We start from the raw sequence: 17,800 nt of genomic DNA, 5'->3' as shown, positions 1-17,800 counted from the left end.
TTCATACGTGACCGATGACGTGAAGGAAACTTTCGCGAGCACCTCGAGCACCTCGAGTGTCACGAGTACCTCGGGTGTCGCGAGCGCCTCGGGCGCGTCCGGTGGCCGCCGTGCCACCGGTGGCGGGAGCGCGCCGCCCGCGCCCGCCGCCCTCGCGGCCAAGGTGCGCACGCTGGCGCCGTCGATGACCCGCTCCATGCAGCGGGTCGCCGAGGCCGTCGCGGGCGACCCGGCCGGCTGCGCGGCCCTCACGGTCACCGGCCTCGCCGAGCTCACCGGCACCAGCGAGGCCACCGTCGTACGCACCGCCCGCCTGCTCGGCTACCCCGGCTACCGCGATCTGCGCCTCGCGCTGGCCGGGCTCGCCGCGCAGCAGCAGTCGGGGCGCGCACCCGCCATCACGACCGACATCGCGGTCGACGACCCGATCGCCGACGTGGTCGCCAAGCTGGCCTACGACGAGCAGCAGACCCTCGCCGACACCGCCGCGGGACTGGACACCGTCCAGCTCGGTGCGGCCGTCGCCGCCCTCGCCGCCGCCGGCCGCACCGACGTGTACGGCATCGGCGCCTCCGGGCTGGTCGCCCAGGACCTCACCCAGAAGCTCCTGCGCATAGGGCTGATAGCCCACGCGCCGAGCGATCCGCACCTCGCCGTCACCAACGCGGTGCAGCTGCGCGCCGGGGACGTCGCCCTCGCCATCACCCACTCCGGGTCGACCTGGGACGTCATCGAGCCGCTGCGGGTCGCCTTCGAACACGGGGCGACGACCATCGCGGTCACCGGCCGCCCCGACAGCCCCGTCACGCAGTACGCCGACCACGTGCTGACCACGTCCACGGCGCGGGAGAGCGAGCTGCGGCCGGCGGCGATGTCGTCGCGGACCAGTCAACTGCTGGTGGTGGACTGCCTGTTCGTGGGTGTGGCGCAGCGGACGTACGAGTCGGCCGCGCCGGCTCTGGCGGCGTCCTACGAGGCGTTGGCCCACCGGCACGGGGCGCTCCGCGCGGATCGCGGCAGGTAATCGCCGTGGGCGACTGCGGGTCCGTTGTGGTTGATCGCGCAGTTCCCCGCGCCCCTAGGTATGTACAGACACCGGATGTTGAAAAGGGCCGCATCTTCATGACTTCCACCCCCCACCACCCCGACCTGCGCTCCCAGTTGGAGACCCTCGCCACCGAGGCGTTCCGGCCCGAGCTGGCCGAGATCGACCGGATGTCCACCCTCGACATCGCACGGCTGATGAACGGCGAGGACACCGCCGTGCCCGCCGCCGTCGCCGCCCGGCTGCCCGAGATCGCCGCCGCCGTCGACGCCGTCGCCGCCCGGATGAGCCGCGGCGGCCGGCTGGTCTACGCGGGCGCCGGCACGGCCGGCCGGCTCGGCGTGCTGGACGCCTCGGAGTGCCCGCCCACCTTCAACACCGGGCCCGGACAGGTCGTCGGCCTGATCGCGGGCGGCCCGGAGGCCATGGTCACCTCCGTCGAGGGCGCCGAGGACTCCGCCGAGCTGGCCCGCGCCGACCTGGACGCCCTCGCCCTGACCGCCGACGACACGGTGGTCGGCGTGTCCGCCTCCGGCCGCACCCCGTACGCCGTCGGCGCCGTCGAGCACGCCCGCGCGCTCGGCGCGCTGACCGTCGGCCTGTCCTGCAACGCGGGCAGTGCGCTGGCGGCCGCCGCCGAGCACGGCATCGAGGTCGTCACCGGCCCCGAGCTGATCACCGGCTCCACGCGGCTGAAGGCCGGCACGGCGCAGAAGCTGGTCCTGAACATGCTGTCGACGATCACGATGATCCGGCTCGGCAAGACGTACGGGAACCTGATGGTCGACGTCCGCGCCTCCAACGAGAAGCTGCGCGCCCGCTCCCGCCGTATCGTCGCGCTCGCCACCGGCGCCGGGGACGAGGAGGTCGAACGCGCCCTGGCCGCCACCGACGGCGAGGTCAAGCCCGCCATCCTGACCCTGCTGGCCGACGTCGACGGCCCGACGGCCGCCCGCCTCCTGGAGGGCTCCGACGGTCATCTGCGCGCCGCGCTGGCGGCGGCGACGGGCTGACCGCGCCCCCGGCGGACGCACGACGCCCCCGCCGGGCCCCCGCGCCACGGCCGTCGCCCTCCTCCCGGCCGACGGCCCCGCGGGCGGTTCCTGTGCCGGCCCGTCCGCGGCGCCCGGTGCCGCGCGGGGCGACGGCGGGCGGTCCCGTCGGCACCGTGTGCGACCCTGAGGAGCATGAACCACGCCCAGCTGACCGCCCTGGGCCGCGCCCTGCGTCTCCTCGGTGAGCACGGCGAGGCCCTGACCTCCGACACGCCGGACGCCAAGCTGCACGAGATCCGCGCCGACCTGAAGCGCGCGCTGGACCGACTGGAGGAGAGCGTCACCACGACGGCCCCCAGCACCCGCTGCCCCGAGCACCCCAACGGACCGGTCGACGAGGCCGCCCCCGACCTGTGCCTGCTGTGCGAGACCCGCCGCCGCGCCGCCCGCCGCGCCGAGTACGGCGGCGGCCCCCTGCCGGCCCGGCCCGCCGATCCGGCCCCGTCCCGCTACGGGGTGCGCGGCGACCGCCCGCAACCCCAGCAGCGCTGGCTGCCGGAACTGTGGAACGGCCAGGCGTGGCAGCTGTGCGGCACCCCGCGCCGCGACCGCCGCGAGGCCGAGCTGTACATCGCCGCCCAGCTGCGCGCCCCGCGCGCGGCCATGGCGTACCGGCTGGTGCACGAGTTCACGGACTACGAGGTGCTGCGGGTGTGGGGGACGCCGGTGCGGGTGGACATCGAGCCGATGGGCGGCCTGTGACGTGGTGCGGCGGGACGGCCGGCGCCGGGCGGCTCCCGTCGCCGCCGCGGCGACGGCGGCTGTCAGGGGCCGTCGGGGCCGGCTGCCGCCAGGGCCTCCGCCGCCGCCTGCCGCAGTGAACGGCCGGTGATCCAGCGGTTCTTCCCGTCGGCCAGGTACGCCGCGGCACGACGCACCCGCTCCACGTCGCCGAGGAGGGGGAGCTTCCCCTCGGTGACGAGCAGCCGCAACAGGGACTCCAGCCGGAGCGCGTCGACCGCCCGGTACGAGCGCGTGTGCTGATCGAAGCGCAGCTGGTGGTCCTCGTAGGGGTGGCGCAGCGTCATGTGCAACCAGCCGCCGCCGCGCGTGGCGACCCTCCCCTTGAACGTGTACATGCCTCTGCTGTTCGTGCTCCAGGAGTGCTTGCCCCAGGTGATCCGGATGCCGTCCATGACCCTGGACCACGGCACCAGGTACCCCTCGGAGTCCGGCCCGTGCTGGTAGAGCCCGTCCGGGCGGAACTCCACCCAGTGGGTGTCAGACCGTGTGGCGTCCCCGACTCCCCATCGGCCGTCGGTCAGTTCCAGCGGTCCCAGAGACATACGGTCCTCCCCCATGCGGTCATTGAAGCACCTGCTCCCCGGGGCCGTACGCCCTCCTGGTTCGCCCTGCGGCTCACACCTCCCGGCCCACCGGGGGCAGCGCCGTGAACTCGTGCCCCTCCCACAGGCGCCGGGAGGCCTCCTCCGGGTACGGCGCGACGGTCGGGTCGGCGTCGAAGACCCGTACCAGGCGCTGCCGCGTGTCGTACGCGGGCCAGCCGGGGTCGCCGGTGCGGGCGAACGCCGTCCAGGCGGTGCGGAAGCCGGACGACAGGGCCAGCGCCTCCTCGGACGGCTCCGCGCCGCCGAACTGGAGCAGCGCCAGGCCCGCCCGGAAGGTGCCGAAGAGGAGGGGGACGTCCAGGACGTGACAGGCGCCCAGGGCGCCGCCGTGGGCCGGGGCGGGCCAGGTCAGTTCGTAGACGTGGGCCCGGCCGCCGGCCGCGAGGTGGGCCTCGGCCAGGTGGAGGGACGGCATCGCGAACAGCCAGTCGGTCTGGACGCGTTCGTAGAGGTCGTTGGCCGACGCGTCCGGGAACGCGGCGCGGTAGGCCGCCTCGCCGCCCGGGGCGTACAGGCGCAGGGCGGCGCTCGCGCGGTCCTCGCCGATCTCGCCGAGCTCGCCCGCCATCAACGTGAACAGGCGGTTCTCGTCCCGGTTGTGGCCGACGAGCAGCTCGACGTCGCGGGCCGCGCCGGACGCCAGCGCCTGCCAGGGCGCGACCGGCAGGATCTCGCCGTCCACGACGGGCGCGAACGGGTTGCCCGTGGGCGCCAGCCGGCCCCAACGGGCGACGTCGCCCGGCATCTTCGGGGCGAGGGCCTGCCCGGCCTCGACGAGCCGGTCCGGGGCGAGGCCCGAGAGGTCGGCGACGGTCGGGCGCAGGCCCACCTCGGCGGCGAGGGCGGTACCGAGGTCGGCGGCGAGCTCGGCGGAGAGGAACGTGCCCGGCACGCTCTGGGCGACGGCCCGCCGGAAGAGCCCGGCCGCGCGGGGCATCGCCAGCAGCGAGGCCACGGACCCGGCGCCGGCCGACTCGCCGAAGACGGTGACCTGCTCGGGGTCGCCGCCGAACGCGGCGATGTTCTCCTGGACCCAGACCAGCGCGGCCACCTGGTCGAGCAGGCCCCGGTTGGCGGGGGCGCCCTCGATGTGGGCGAAGCCCTCCATGCCGAGGCGGTAGTTGAGGGTGACGACGACGAGGTCGCCGTCGGCGGCGATGCGGCGGGCGTCGTAGGCCGGGTTGCCGGAGTGGCCGAGTTTGTAGGAGCCGCCGTGGATCCAGACCATGACCGGACGGTGGGCGGCCGGGTCGGGGTCGGGCGTCCAGACGTTGACCGTCATCCAGTCGTCGCCCCCGGGGACGTCCGGGGGGCCGGCGGTGCCCGCGGCGCCCGGGTCCTGCGGGGGCGGCGGGCCGAAGGCGTACGCGTCGCGCACCCCGTCCCAGGGGCGGGGGCGGCGCGGGGCGGCGAACCGGGCGTTCCCCACCGGGGGCTGGGCGAACGGGATGCCGCGGAAGACGGCCAGGCCGCCCTCCCTCCGGCCGCGCACCGCGCCGGAGGAGGTGCGCACCACGGGTTCCACCGACTCGGCGGGTCCAGGGATCGTCATCCTTCGGACCCTACGCCGTGGTGCGCACCGCGCTCAGCTGAGGGTCTTCAGCGACGCCGCGTCGTACGGGGCGAGTGCGTCGAAGCGGCCGGAGAGGACCTTCTCGGCCCACTGCGGGTCCTGGAGCAGCGCGCGGCCGACGGCGACGAGGTCGAACTCGTCGCGCTCCATGCGGTCGAGGAGGTTGTCGAGGCTGCCGACGGGGGCGCCCTCGCCCTGGAAGGCCTTGGTGAAGTCGCCGTCGAGGCCGACCGAGCCGACGGTGATGGCGGTCTTGCCGGTGAGCTTCTTGGTCCAGCCGGCCAGGTTGAGGTCCGAGTCCTCGAACTCGGGGAGCCAGTAGCGGCGGGTGGAGGCGTGGAAGGCGTCGACTCCGGCCGAGGCGAGCGGGGCGAGGATGGCCTCCAGCTCCTCGGGCGTCTCGGCGAGGCGGGCGTCGTAGGCCTCCTGCTTCCACTGGGAGTAGCGGAAGATCACGGGGAAGTCCGCGGAGACGGTCTCCCGCACGGCGGCCACGATCTCGGCGGCGAACCTGGTCCGGGAGACGGGGTCGCCGCCGTAGGCGTCGGTGCGGCGGTTGGTGCCGGACCACAGGAACTGGTCGACGAGGTAGCCGTGGGCGCCGTGGATCTCCACGCCGTCGAAGCCGATGCGCTCGGCGGCCGCGGCGGCCTCGGCGAAGGCGCCGATGACGTCGTCCAGGTCGCGCTGGGTCATCGCCTTTCCGGTGGGCTCGTCCTCGCCGATGCGCAGTCCGGACGGGCCGACGGCCGGGGCGTCCGGGAAGGGCTGCTCCCCGGCCTTGCGGACCATGCCGATGTGCCACAGCTGCGGCACGATCGTGCCGCCCGCCGCGTGCACGGCCTCGGCGACCTTCGCCCAGCCGGCCAGCTGCTCCTCGCCGTGGAAGCGCGGGACGCGGTCGCTCTGCCCGGCGGAGGCGTGGCCGACGTAGGTGCCCTCGGTGACGATCAGGCCGACACCGGCGGCGGCGCGACGGGAGTAGTACGAGACCACGTCGTCGCCGGGGACGCCGCCCGGGGAGAACATGCGGGTCATCGGCGCCATCGCGATGCGGTTCGGCACGGTCAGGCCGTTGATGACGGCCGGGCGGGCGAGGATCCGCGCGGCGCGCGAGGCGGCTTCGGAGGCGGTGACGGTCATGGAGGGCTCCTCGGGGGTACCGATCAGTATGTGCACGCGCATGCATGCACGCCCCGTGCAACCGGTGCGCCCACCACCGCCATTCCGGCCGCCCGCCATCCGTGACCCGGCTCACACCTCCCGGCGCCTCTCGGTCCCACGGGGCACGACGCGCCCGAGGGCGGCACCCCCGGCCTGTGGCCAGGAGTGCCGCCCTCGGTACGTGAAGGACGGTCGATCAACCGGAACCGGTCGATCAGAAGTCCATGTCACCGCCCGGCATGCCGCCCGGAGCGGCCGCGGCGGCCTTCTCCGGCTTGTCGGCGATGACGGCCTCGGTGGTGAGGAACAGCGCGGCGATGGAGGCGGCGTTCTGCAGCGCGGAACGGGTCACCTTCGCCGGGTCGATGATGCCCTCGGCGATCATGTCGACGTACTCGCCGGTCGCGGCGTTCAGGCCGTGGCCGACCTGGAGGTTGCGGACCTTCTCCACGACGACGCCGCCCTCGAGACCACCGTTGACGGCGATCTGCTTCAGCGGGGCCTCCAGGGCGAGCTTCACGGCGTTGGCGCCGGTCGCCTCGTCACCCGACAGCTCCAGCTTCTCGAAGACCTGGGAGGCCTGGAGCAGGGCCACGCCACCACCGGCGACGATGCCCTCCTCGACGGCCGCCTTCGCGTTGCGGACGGCGTCCTCGATGCGGTGCTTGCGCTCCTTGAGCTCGACCTCGGTGGCGGCACCGGCCTTGATGACGGCCACGCCACCGGCCAGCTTCGCCAGACGCTCCTGGAGCTTCTCGCGGTCGTAGTCCGAGTCGCTGTTCTCGATCTCGGCGCGGATCTGGTTGACCCGGCCCTGGACCTGCTCGGCGGAGCCGGCGCCGTCCACGATCGTGGTCTCGTCCTTGGTGATGACGACCTTGCGCGCCTTGCCCAGCAGGTCGAGCGTGGCGTTCTCCAGCTTGAGGCCGACCTCCTCGGAGATGACCTCGCCGCCCGTGAGGATGGCGATGTCGCCGAGCATGGCCTTGCGGCGGTCGCCGAAGCCCGGGGCCTTGACGGCGACGGACTTGAAGGTGCCGCGGATCTTGTTGACGACCAGGGTCGACAGGGCCTCGCCCTCGACGTCCTCGGCGATGATCAGCAGCGGCTTGCCCGACTGCATGACCTTCTCCAGGAGCGGGAGCAGGTCCTTGACGTTGGAGATCTTGGAGTTGGCGATCAGGATGTACGGGTCGTCGAGGACGGCCTCCATACGCTCCATGTCGGTGGCGAAGTACGCCGAGATGTAGCCCTTGTCGAAGCGCATACCCTCGGTGAGCTCCAGCTCCAGACCGAAGGTCTGGGACTCCTCGACGGTGATGACGCCTTCCTTGCCCACCTTGTCCATGGCCTCGGCGATGAGCTCGCCGATCTGGGTGTCGGCGGCGGAGATGGAGGCCGTGGAGGCGATCTGCTCCTTGGTCTCGACATCCTTGGCCTGCTCGAGCAGGGCGGCGGAGACGGCCTCGACGGCCTTCTCGATACCGCGCTTCAGGGCCATCGGGTTGGCACCGGCGGCCACGTTGCGCAGACCCTCGCGCACCAGGGCCTGGGCGAGGACGGTCGCGGTGGTCGTACCGTCACCGGCGACGTCGTCCGTCTTCTTGGCGACTTCCTTGACCAGCTCGGCGCCGATCTTCTCGTACGGGTCCTCGAGCTCGATCTCCTTGGCGATGGAGACACCGTCGTTGGTGATCGTGGGCGCGCCCCACTTCTTCTCGAGGACGACGTTGCGGCCCTTGGGGCCGAGCGTCACCTTGACGGCGTCCGCGAGCTGGTTCATGCCGCGCTCGAGGCCGCGCCGCGCCTCCTCGTCGAACGCGATGATCTTGGCCATGTGAAGTGGTCCCTCCAGGACTGGGGGTGATTCCTTCGGACCGCGCCCGCGCCCGCGACGGACGGCTCGCCGGCCCCGTGGGTTCCTTCCCCACCCGGCCCGCGGGCCTCACCGACCCGGTCCTTCGTTGTCACTCTCACCTTCAGAGTGCTAACGCAATGATTAGCACTCGACCCGTCCGAGTGCAAGGTGCGCCCGTGAAGCGGGCCCGTCGGGGGGTGGTGTCCGGGCGGCTGCGCGCCCCGGGCCCGGGCAGGCCGAAGGGCCCGTACCCAGGGGGTACGGGCCCTTCGGAGAAGACCGCTGGCTTGCGCCGGCCGCACGTCTCAGGCGCTGAGGCGAACCATGTCGGCCTGCGGGCCCTTCTGACCCTGCGAGATCTCGAACTCGACCCGCTGGCCTTCTTCGAGGGTGCGGTAACCGTCCATCTGGATCGCGCTGTAGTGGACGAAAACATCCGCACCACCGTCGACCGCGATGAAGCCGTACCCCTTCTCCGCGTTGAACCACTTGACGGTGCCCTGAGCCATGCCTAACTCCCCTGTTACTGGCCCTTGCGCGGATCCGCACTTCGCGGATCCGGGTCAGACCTCGCCCCCCGATGGGTGGGGGCGTGCGCCGGAACGCGTCGACCGCGGCTGAATGTATCTGTCCAACTGCCGTCTGCAACAGGTCAATCGGACGAGAAATCTGGACGCGAGCGGTCCGGAATATGGGGAGAATTCACCTGGACCCGGGTCAAGTCGGGCCACACAAAGCACACAAAAGCCGCAGAATTCACCCACACTTTGGCTGCATCTTGTCGGCCTGCGGCGGGAATTCCGGGGCGCCGGCTCGAAGGGCGTCGGCGCGTTCCCCAACTCTACCGCGCTCAATCACATGGAATTGCCCCCTCCGCTTCTTTTGCGGAGAGGGCAATTCCCTGAACCCTGCGTGACACCGGTGACCGAAGGCGACCGCGGTGGGCGGGTCAGCCGCCGGCGACCGCCGGGATGATGGACACGCCGGCACCGTCCGGCGTCGCCGTCTCGAGGCCCTGCTCGAAGCGGACGTCGTCGTCGTTGACGTAGACGTTGACGAAGCGGCGCAGCTTGCCCTGGTCGTCCAGGACGCGGGCGGCGATGCCGGTGTGGTTCTTCTCCAGGTCGGAGATGACCTCGGCGAGGGTGGCGCCCTCGGCGGCGACCTCGGCCTGCCCGCCGGTGTAGGTGCGCAGGATGGTGGGGATGCGAACGGTCACGCTCATGCGAGGCCAGCCTCTCGGAAGGAGTCCAGGTTGGGGCGGATCGTCGCGGTCAGGCCGGTGCCGGCCACCGCGTCGAGGGTCTTGAGGCCGTCACCGGTGTTGAGGACGACCGTGGTGAGCGACGGGTCCAGGACGCCGCTCTCGATCAGCTTCTTCGTGACGCCGACCGTCACGCCGCCGGCGGTCTCCGCGAAGATCCCCTCGGTGCGGGCCAGCAGCTTGATCGCGTCGACGACCTGCTCGTCGGTCACGTCCTCCACCGCGCCGCCGGTGCGGCGGGCGATGTCGAGGACGTAGGGGCCGTCGGCCGGGTTGCCGATGGCCAGCGACTTCGCGATGGTGTTCGGCTTCTGCGGGCGGACCACGTCGTGGCCGGCCTTGTAGGCGGTGGACACCGGCGAGCAGCCCTCGGCCTGCGCGCCGAAGATCTTGTACGGCCTGTCCTCGACCAGACCGAGCTCGATCAGCTCCTTCAGCCCCTTGTCGATCTTCGTCAGCTGGGAGCCGGACGCGATCGGCACGACGAGCTGGTCGGGCAGCCGCCAGCCGAGCTGCTCGCAGATCTCGTACGCGAGGGTCTTGGAACCCTCGGCGTAGTAGGGCCGCAGGTTGACGTTGACGAAGCCCCAGCCCTCGCCGGCCGGGTCGCCGATCAGCTCGGAGCAGAAGCGGTTCACGTCGTCGTAGTTGCCCTCGATGCCGACCAGTTCACCGCCGTAGACGGCGGCCATGACGACCTTGCCCTGCTCCAGGTCGTGCGGGATGAACACGCAGGAGCGGAAGCCGGCCCGGGCGGCGGCGGCGCCGACGGCACCGGCGAGGTTGCCGGTGGAGGAGCAGGACAGGGTCGTGAAGCCGAAGGCGCGGGCGGCCTCCAGGGCCTGGGCGACGACGCGGTCCTTGAAGGAGTGCGTCGGGTTGCCGGAGTCGTCCTTGACGTACAGACCGCCGGTGACGCCGAGCTCGCGGGCCAGGTTGTCGGCCTTGACGAGCTTGGTCCAGCCCGGGTTCATGTTCGGCTTGGTCGCGACGTCGGCCGGGACGGGCAGCAGGGGCGCGTAGCGCCAGATGTTCGCGGGGCCCGCTTCGATGCGCCTGCGCAGTTCCTCGGTGTCGTGGGCCGAGAAGTCGTAGGCGATCTCCAGCGGGCCGAAACACTCCTCGCAGGCGAAGACCGGGCCGAGGGGCACGCGGTGACCGCATTCGCGGCAGGAGAGCGCCGCGGCGGGACCCAGGTCCACGGAGGAGGCGGAGGAAGCGGTGGTGTCGGTGGTGCTTGCGACGGTCTGCACAGCCATGTGAGGCGAGGCCCTTTCTCCTCATCTTCCTCACGACGCATCTCGCCGTGAGACGGATTTGGCACCTTCCCTAGCCGGGAGCCTCGCGCTGTGATCGACGGTGATCCACGAGAACCGACTGGAGGGTTGCCGGGGCTTCATCGGGCCGTGTCCCTCTGCCCCTCTGGATGAGCGGTATGTGGTTGTTTTTCGCATGTCACGCGGCGACCCCGGCATGCGCCGGTCCTCCGCGTTGTTCAAGACTGTAACCGAAGCCCCCGACGGTCGAGACAGTCGTCCGTAACGCGAGATGGATCACGAAGGAGCCCACCGACCGTGCTGGAAGAAGTCGAGCGCTGGCTGGGCGCACGCTCCTGGTCCGTGGCAGACCGCACGCTTCCCCAGATCATGGCCGCCAAGCGCGCCACGGGTCAGTCGGTCAGCGTGGTGCTGCCCGCGCTCGACGAGGAGGCGACCGTCGGCGACATCGTCGCGGTGATCCGCCGCGAGCTGATGCGGCGGGTCCCGCTCGTCGACGAGCTCGTGGTCGTGGACTCCGGTTCGACCGACCGCACGGCGGCGGTGGCCGCGGCGGCGGGGGCGCGCGTCGTCCACCGCGACGGGATACTCCCCCGCATCCCGGCCGTGCCCGGCAAGGGCGAGGTGCTGTGGCGCTCGCTGCTGGTCACCGGCGGGGACATCGTCTGCTTCGTCGACGCCGACCTGCGCGAGTTCTCCGCCGACTTCGTCTCCGGCATCGTGGGCCCGCTGCTCACCGACCCGGAGGTCCACCTCGTCAAGGCCATGTACGACCGCCCGCTCACGCCGTCCGGCGCGGGCACCGCCGGGGCGGCGGGGGCCGGCCAGGGCGGGCGGGTCACGGAACTCATGGCCCGGCCGCTGCTCAACATGCACTGGCCGCTGCTGGCCGGCTTCGTCCAGCCGCTCGGCGGCGAGTACGCGGCCCGCCGCTCGCTCCTCGAACAGCTCCCCTTCCCCGTCGGCTACGGGGTGGAACTGGGCATGCTGGTCGACTCCCTGCACCTGGTGGGCCTGGACGCCCTCGCCCAGGTCGACGTCGGCGTCCGCAAACACCGGCACCAGGACGGGCAGGCCCTGGGCCGGATGTCCGCCGCGATCTACCGCACCGCCCAGCTCCGGCTGGCCCGCGGCCACCTGGTCCGGCCGTCCCTGACCCAGTTCGAGCGGGGCGCGGACGGTTTCGAGCCGCGCACCTACGCGGTGGACACCGAGGAACGGCCGCCGATGGCGCAGATCGCGGAGTACGCGGCCCGGAAGGTGGCGTGACCCCTCCGGGACCGCTCCGGGACGGATCCGACCGCGTCAGCCGGCGGCGCCGTCCGACCAGCGCCAGCGGCCGCCGGAGTCCTGCGAGCAGGTCAGGTACTCGCCGCCGCGGCCGTGGGTGCTCAGTCCGCGGTGCTTCTTGGCGCAGAACTGGCCGTCGGCGTAGCAGTTGCCCGCCGGGCTGGTGAGTTCGCAGGCGCCGGTGCCCGTGCTGCCCGTATCGCCCGTGCCGCCCGTGCCGGTGCCCCCGCCGGAACCGCCCGCGTCCCGCGTCCTCGCCGGTTCGGGGGTCGGGGTCGGCTTCGGGGTGTACAGCGGGCGCCCGGCGCAGTCGTGGCCGTCGCGGGCGACGGTGAACGTCACGGTGCCCGGTCCGCCGCTCTGCTCGCAGACCTTCTCGCCCGTGCCCCAGGAGGAGGCCTGCCGCCCGGTGCCCTGGAGCCGGACGGTGAGGTCGAGGCCGGCCTTCTTCGCCGCGATGACGGCCGACCCGACGCTGCGGCCGGTGAAGTCCGCCAGCGTGACGGCGGTCGGGGTGGGCGTGGGGGACGGGGTCGAGGTCGGGGTCGGGGTGGGGGGCGCCTCGGGTGCGGGGCTGCTGCTGCTCGGCGCCGCGGTGGCCGCGGCCGGCCGCTCGTCCGCCTTCGTGTCCGCGCTCGAGTCGCCGCAGCCGGCCAGTGCCAGCGCGGAGGCCGCGACCAGCGCCGCGGCACCGGCGAGTCTGTTCCTGCGCGTGCGTATGGGCATGTGCGCCCACCCCCCTCATGGTTGAAATGTGCACGCACATCCTCGGATGTTCACATCTTTCACACAAGTGGTGTGACCACATCACCGTCCGGGTGCCGTGCGGGCACGTTTGAGGATTTCGGGGCCGGGCTAGGTTGAGGCGTATGGCTTCAACCTTCGGTGCTGCTCAGGTCCTGGTCGCCTCCAACCGGGGGCCCGTCTCGTACGAGGTGCGGGAGGACGGTTCGCTGCACGCCAGACGGGGCGGCGGCGGGCTGGTCTCCGGACTGTCGGCCATCGGGCCGGACGCGGGCGCGTTGTGGGTCTGCTCCGCCCTGGGCGACGGCGACCGCGAGGCGGTGCGGCGCGGGGTCGGCGAGGACGGCGTGCGGATGCTGGACGTGCCGGCCGACGTGCACGCGGACGCGTACAACGGGATCGCCAACTCGGTGCTGTGGTTCGTGCACCACATGCTGTACCAGACGCCCCTGGAGCCCGTCTTCGACGCGGAGTTCCGGCGGCAGTGGGCGTCCTACGAGGCGTACAACCGGGCCTTCGCCGAGGCGCTGGCCGAGGAGGCCGCCGAGGGCGCGGTCGCGATCGTGCAGGACTACCACCTGACGCTGGTGCCGGGGATGCTGCGCGAGCTGCGGCCCGACCTCAGGATCGGCCACTTCTCGCACACGCCGTGGGCGCCGGTGGACTACTTCCGGATGCTGCCGGACGACATCGCCGAGCGGGTGCTGCGCGGGATGCTCGGCGCCGACCGGCTCGGGTTCCTCACCCGCCGGTGGGCCGACGCGTTCACCGCCTGCTGCGACGCGCTGGTGGGCGGGACCGGGGGCACCGAGATCGGCGTGCACGGGCTGGGCGCGGACGCGGACTTCCTGCGGAAGCGGTCGCACGAGGCCGACGTGGACGAACGGATGGCGGCGCTGCGCGAGGAGATCGGCGAGGGGCGCCGGACCATCGTCCGGGTGGACCGGACCGAGCTGTCCAAGAACATCGTGCGGGGCCTGCTGGCGTACCGGCAGCTGCTCGCCGACCGGCCCGAGTGGCGGGAGCGGGTCGTGCACGTCGCCTTCGCCTACCCGTCGCGGCAGGACCTCGCCGTGTACCGGGACTACACGGCCGAGGTGCAGCGGGTCGCCGAGGAGATCAACGCGGAGTTCGCCACGCCCGGGTGGACGCCGGTCGTGCTGCACGTGAAGGACGACTTCGCGCGGTCCCTGGCGGCGTACCGGCTGGCGGACGTGGCGCTGGTCAACCCCATCCGGGACGGGATGAACCTGGTGGCGAAGGAGGTGCCGGTCGTCTCCGACGGCGGGTGCGTGCTGGTGCTGTCGCGGGAGGCGGGTGCGTACGAGGAGCTGGGCGACGACGCGGTGGTGGTGAACCCGTACGACATCGCCGGAACGGCACGGGCGCTGCACGAGGCGCTGTCCGTCCCGCCCGGGGAGCGGGCGGAACGGTCGAAGCGGCTGGCCGCGGCGGGGACGGCCCTGCCCCCGGCCCGCTGGTTCCTGGACCAGCTGGAGGCGTTGCGGGGCTGACCGGGGTCACCGGTGCCGTCCTCCGCGGTCGGGGCCGCGCCGGGCGGGCCGCACGTCCCCGGAGGGCGTGCGGCCCGGGCCCCGGCCGTCCCGCCCGTGTCGGCGGGGCGGCGGGGCGGGGCCGTGACGGGCGGCGGCCGCCCCCGTGGCGCCGTCTCTCAGGCCAGGCGGTCCGCGAGGGCGCCCAGGAGGGCCACCACTCCGGCCGGGCCGTCCACCTCCAGGTCCGCGCGTCGCCTCAGTTCCGTCACCTCGTCGCTGCCGCTGCACACCAGGAGGCCGGGGGTGCCCTCGGCGCGCAGGGCGGTGACCGCCGCGAAGGCCGGCAGGTCGCCGAGGTCGTCCCCGGCGAACAGGACCGATCCGGCGCCCGTCTCCCGTGCGTACTCCCGCAGCGCGACCCCCTTGTCCATGCCGGGCGGCCGCAGCTCCAGCACCATGCGCCCCGGTTCGACGACGAGCCCGTGACGGGCCGCCAGGTCGGCCAGGGGCGCCCGCAGGGCCTCGAACGCGGCCTGCGGATCGGCCGCGCGGCGGGTGTGCACCGCGACCGCCCGGCCCTTCTCCTCGATCCAGGTGCCCTGCCCGGCACCGGTGGCGTCCAGCAGCCCCGGCAGCTCGGCCCGGACGGCGGCCACCCCCGGGTGGGGCGGCGGGGCGGTGACGGTGCCGGTGGCGGCGTCCCAGCGCTCGGCGCCGTAGTGGCCGAGGACGACGAGGTGGTCCAGGCCGGGGACGTCCGCGAAGCCTCCGTGGTGGACGGCGACCTCGGCCGGACGGCCGGTGATCACCGCGACGGAGGCGACCTTCGGGGCGAGGGCCGCGAGCGCGGGCACCGCGTCCGGGTGGGCGCGGGCCCGGTCGGGGTCCGGCACGATCGGGGCGAGCGTGCCGTCGAAGTCGAGCGCGATCACCGCACGGCCGGGGCGCGCGAGGAGGGCGTCGAGCCCCTCGCGGCCGGCCTCGGTCGCGGGTGTCGGCAGGTGGTCCGCGGTGGCCCGGGAGTCGGGGGTGGATTCCTTGTGGCTGCCCATACGGCGAACCTATCCCGCGGGCGCGGGAACCAACCTCAGCGTTCGCCGCGCCGCGACTCCCGCACCCGGCGCAGCCGGTTGACCGTCACCGGGTCGAGGGCCAGGGCGCGCGGGTCGTCCAGGAGGGCGTTGAGGAGCTGGTAGTAGCGGACGGGCGCCAGGCCCAGTTCCTCGCGGATCGCGCGTTCCTTCGCGCCGGGGCCCGCGAAGCCGCGGCGCTCCAGCGCGAGGATGCCGCGCTCCCTTGCTCCGAGGTCCATGTAGGGCACCGTAACGCCCGCCACCGACAGCGGCGCTACTCGGCGCTGTCGGACAGGTTCGCCGTCGCCTGGATCTGGCTGAGCACCTCGGCGGGGCTGCCGCCGGGGGCGACCGCCTGGCCGATGCGCTTCTTCACGTCCGCGCTGACCGCCGCCCAGGACGTCTTGCCGACCGGGTAGAGCTCGGAGAGCAGCAGCTCGTCCAGGAAGGGCCGTAGGTCCTTGTCCTCGGCCGCCGTGCTCATCACCTCGGACGCGGAGGTGGTGACCGGCAGCAGGTCGTACCGGCGGGAGAAGTCGAGGACGTTCTCGTCGCTGTAGACGAAGTCGAGGAAGTCGCCGATCTCCTCCTGGTGGCCGTTCTTCTTGAAGGCCGTCATCCAGTCGGTGACGCCGAGCGTGTTCTTGCTCTCGCCGTCGGCGCCGGGGGTGGGCACCATGCCGAACTTCACGCCCTTGGCGGAGGCCGCTTTCATCAGCGTCGGGTGCCCGTTGAGCATGCCGACCTCGCCGTTCGCGAAGGCGGCGAAGGCGGCGGCGCGGTTGAGCTTGCCGGGGGCGACGGGGCCGGTGAGTCCCTTGCCGACCAGTTCGTCCCTGAGCCAGGTGAAGGTGGTGACGTTCTGGGGGGAGTCGACGGAGTAGGTGCCGACGTCGTCGGTGTAGCCGCCCCCGCCGCTCAGCATCCACTGCATGGTCTCGGCCGGCGCCTCCTCGGGGCCCAGCGGCAGCGCGTACGGGTACTTCACGCCCTCGTCCTTGAGCGCCTCGGCCGCCTCGGCGAGGTCGTCCCAGGTCCTGGGCGGGGTGACGCCGGCCTTGGCGAAGAGGGTCTTGTTGTAGAAGAGCACCCGCGTGGAGGCGGCGAACGGCAGGCCGTACTGGACGCCGTGCACCTGACCGGCGGTGGCCAGCTGGGAGACGAAGTCGGCCTGGACGGGGATGGAGAGCACGTCGTCGGCCCGGTAGAGCAGGTCCTCGGCCGCGTAGTCGGCGTAGGCGCCGATCTGCGCCATGTCGGGGGCCTCGCCGGCCTCGACCATCTCGCGGACCTTGCGGTCGACGTCGTTCCAGGAGTAGACGGTGACGTCCACGTGCACGTCGGGGTGCTTGGCCTCGAAGGACTTGGCCAGCTCGTCCCAGTACTCCTGGGAGCCGTTGTCCTTGCTGTCGCCGTAGTCGGCGGCGACCAGCTTCAGCGTCACCTCGTCGGAGCCGCCGGTGATCCCGCAGCCGCCGAGGACCGCCGTCAGCCCGAGGGCCGCCACCGCCGCGATCGTTCCTGTCCTGCGCCGCCGCACGTTCCTGTCCCGCCCCTGCTTCCGTGTTCACCGGTTCGTTCGTCCGCTTACCGGACTAAGGTCTACACCACCCCAATGGACTAGACCTCTCCCGGGTGTACGGGCCACACTGTCCCCGTGAGACACGTCATCGCCCTCGATGTGGGCGGCACCGGGATGAAGGCCGCTCTGGCGGGGCCGGGGGGCGAGCTGCTGCACCGGGCCCGCCGCGCCACCGGACGCGACCGCGGCCCCGAGGCCGTCGTCGCGGGGATCCTGGACTTCGCCGCCGAACTGCGCGCCCTGGGCGCCGAACGGTTCGGCGAGGGCGCCGTCGCGGCCGGTGTCGCCGTGCCCGGCATCCTCGACGAGGAGCGCGGCACCGCCGTGTACGCCGCCAACCTCGGCTGGCGCGACGTGCCCCTGCGCGCGCTGCTCGGCGAGCGGCTCGGCGGCATCCCGGTCGCCCTCGGCCACGACGTGCGCACCGGCGGGCTCGCCGAGGGCCGCGTCGGGGCCGGGCGGGGCGCCGACCGGTTCCTGTTCGTGCCGCTGGGCACCGGCATCGCGGGCGCCATCGGCATCGACGGCCGGGTGGAGGCGGGCGCCCACGGCTTCGCGGGCGAGATCGGCCACGTCGTCGTGCGCCCCGGCGGCACCCCGTGCCCGTGCGGGCAGCGCGGCTGCCTGGAGCGGTACGCGTCCGCGTCGGCCGTCAGCCAGGCCTGGGCCGAGGCGTGCGGCGACCCGGAGGCGGACGCCGCCGACTGTGCCGAGGCCGTCGAGTCGGGCGACGCCCGCGCGGCCCGCGTGTGGCAGGACGCCGTGGACGCGCTCGCCGACGGCCTGGTCACCGCGCTCACCCTGCTGGACCCGCGCGTCCTGATCATCGGTGGCGGTCTCGCGGAGGCCGGGGAAACCTTGTTCACACCGCTGCGGGACGCCGTCCGGCGGCGCGTCACCTTCCAGAAGCCGCCGGAGATCGTCCCCGCGGCCCTGGGGGACACCGCCGGCTGCCTCGGTGCCGGCCTGCTGGCCTGGGACCTGCTCGACACCCCTGACACGACCGCGACTCCCCGGAGGTAACCACCTG

Annotated in this window: 17 protein-coding genes and 1 riboswitch; of the genes, 6 read left to right on the top strand and 11 right to left on the bottom strand. The window is 73.1% G+C overall.

The window, feature by feature from the left end; genetic code table 11:
- The first annotated feature begins 7 nt into the window (after window positions 1–7).
- From JHAT_RS11440 to JHAT_RS11430, 3 genes are all read left to right on the top strand, one after another.
- Complete coding sequence (locus tag JHAT_RS11440; protein ID WP_077797990.1) at window positions 8–1,024, top strand: MurR/RpiR family transcriptional regulator; 1,017 nt, start codon at window positions 8–10, stop codon at window positions 1,022–1,024.
- A gap of 98 nt (window positions 1,025–1,122) precedes the next feature.
- Window positions 1,123–2,058, top strand: coding sequence for an N-acetylmuramic acid 6-phosphate etherase (gene murQ, locus JHAT_RS11435; RefSeq protein WP_077797989.1), 936 nt, complete (start codon window positions 1,123–1,125; stop codon window positions 2,056–2,058).
- A 174-nt stretch (window positions 2,059–2,232) separates the two neighbouring features.
- Entirely contained in the window at window positions 2,233–2,802 is a 570-nt protein-coding gene (locus JHAT_RS11430) for a hypothetical protein (protein WP_077797988.1), read from the top strand.
- Between the two features lie 62 nt (window positions 2,803–2,864).
- On the opposite strand, the gene JHAT_RS11425 is transcribed toward JHAT_RS11430, so the two are convergent.
- The 7 genes from JHAT_RS11425 to thrC all read right to left on the bottom strand — a co-directional run bounded on the left by JHAT_RS11425 (window position 2,865) and on the right by thrC (window position 10,567).
- Window positions 2,865–3,401, bottom strand: a complete 537-nt coding sequence (locus JHAT_RS11425) for a hypothetical protein (RefSeq protein WP_077797987.1) — start codon at window positions 3,399–3,401, stop codon at window positions 2,865–2,867.
- Between the two features lie 58 nt (window positions 3,402–3,459).
- The gene (locus JHAT_RS11420) at window positions 3,460–5,001 is read right to left on the bottom strand and encodes a carboxylesterase/lipase family protein (RefSeq protein ID WP_077797986.1); all 1,542 of its coding nucleotides are present in this window, start codon (window positions 4,999–5,001) and stop codon (window positions 3,460–3,462) included.
- Window positions 5,002–5,034: 33 nt separating this feature from the next.
- Window positions 5,035–6,165 carry an NADH:flavin oxidoreductase gene (locus JHAT_RS11415; protein WP_077798085.1) on the bottom strand — a complete coding sequence of 377 codons (1,131 nt, stop codon included), beginning with the start codon at window positions 6,163–6,165 and terminating at the stop codon, window positions 5,035–5,037.
- A 235-nt stretch (window positions 6,166–6,400) separates the two neighbouring features.
- A complete protein-coding gene (groL, locus tag JHAT_RS11410) occupies window positions 6,401–8,023 on the bottom strand; it encodes a chaperonin GroEL (protein ID WP_077797985.1) in 1,623 nt (540 codons plus the stop codon).
- A 326-nt stretch (window positions 8,024–8,349) separates the two neighbouring features.
- Window positions 8,350–8,553, bottom strand: a complete 204-nt coding sequence (locus JHAT_RS11405) for a cold-shock protein (protein WP_004929928.1) — start codon at window positions 8,551–8,553, stop codon at window positions 8,350–8,352.
- Between the two features lie 440 nt (window positions 8,554–8,993).
- The gene (locus JHAT_RS11400; RefSeq protein ID WP_055625113.1) at window positions 8,994–9,269 is read right to left on the bottom strand and encodes a MoaD/ThiS family protein; all 276 of its coding nucleotides are present in this window, start codon (window positions 9,267–9,269) and stop codon (window positions 8,994–8,996) included.
- On the bottom strand, window positions 9,266–10,567 hold the full coding sequence (thrC, locus tag JHAT_RS11395) for a threonine synthase (RefSeq protein WP_171990842.1): 1,302 nt from the start codon (window positions 10,565–10,567) through the stop codon (window positions 9,266–9,268). Before thrC ends, JHAT_RS11400 begins: the two co-directional genes overlap by 4 nt.
- Window positions 10,568–10,585: 18 nt before the next feature.
- Window positions 10,586–10,741, bottom strand: a riboswitch (SAM riboswitch).
- Window positions 10,742–10,882: 141 nt separating this feature from the next.
- Here thrC and JHAT_RS11390 point away from each other — a divergent pair.
- Window positions 10,883–11,854, top strand: a complete 972-nt coding sequence (locus tag JHAT_RS11390) for a glucosyl-3-phosphoglycerate synthase (RefSeq protein ID WP_077797983.1) — start codon at window positions 10,883–10,885, stop codon at window positions 11,852–11,854.
- Window positions 11,855–11,890: 36 nt separating this feature from the next.
- Here the strand turns inward: JHAT_RS11390 and JHAT_RS11385 are convergent, their stop codons facing one another.
- On the bottom strand, window positions 11,891–12,601 hold the full coding sequence (locus JHAT_RS11385; protein WP_077797982.1) for a hypothetical protein: 711 nt from the start codon (window positions 12,599–12,601) through the stop codon (window positions 11,891–11,893).
- Between the two features lie 143 nt (window positions 12,602–12,744).
- Between JHAT_RS11385 and JHAT_RS11380 the strand changes: the two genes are divergently transcribed.
- Window positions 12,745–14,133, top strand: a complete 1,389-nt coding sequence (locus JHAT_RS11380; RefSeq protein ID WP_077797981.1) for a trehalose-6-phosphate synthase — start codon at window positions 12,745–12,747, stop codon at window positions 14,131–14,133.
- A gap of 158 nt (window positions 14,134–14,291) precedes the next feature.
- Here the strand turns inward: JHAT_RS11380 and otsB are convergent, their stop codons facing one another.
- Genes otsB through JHAT_RS11365 form a run of 3 tightly spaced genes read right to left on the bottom strand, consistent with a single transcriptional unit; the run spans window position 14,292 to window position 16,728 of the window.
- Window positions 14,292–15,167: a trehalose-phosphatase gene (gene otsB / locus JHAT_RS11375; RefSeq protein ID WP_077797980.1), complete on the bottom strand. Its 876-nt coding sequence runs from the start codon at window positions 15,165–15,167 to the stop codon at window positions 14,292–14,294.
- 35 nt (window positions 15,168–15,202) lie between these two features.
- On the bottom strand, window positions 15,203–15,427 hold the full coding sequence (locus tag JHAT_RS11370; protein ID WP_077797979.1) for a DUF3263 domain-containing protein: 225 nt from the start codon (window positions 15,425–15,427) through the stop codon (window positions 15,203–15,205).
- Between the two features lie 35 nt (window positions 15,428–15,462).
- Entirely contained in the window at window positions 15,463–16,728 is a 1,266-nt protein-coding gene (locus JHAT_RS11365; RefSeq protein ID WP_077797978.1) for an ABC transporter substrate-binding protein, read from the bottom strand.
- 117 nt (window positions 16,729–16,845) lie between these two features.
- Here JHAT_RS11365 and JHAT_RS11360 point away from each other — a divergent pair, with 117 nt between their 5' ends.
- Window positions 16,846–17,793, top strand: coding sequence for an ROK family protein (locus tag JHAT_RS11360; RefSeq protein WP_077797977.1), 948 nt, complete (start codon window positions 16,846–16,848; stop codon window positions 17,791–17,793).
- The last annotated feature ends 7 nt before the right edge of the window (window positions 17,794–17,800 follow it).

It is taken from the genome of Streptomyces sp. JHA26, assembly GCF_002005565.1.
Taxonomy (GTDB): domain Bacteria; phylum Actinomycetota; class Actinomycetes; order Streptomycetales; family Streptomycetaceae; genus Streptomyces.
The sequence above is the reverse complement of the archived record's forward strand: the minus strand, read 5'-3'. Positions and strand labels throughout refer to the sequence as shown.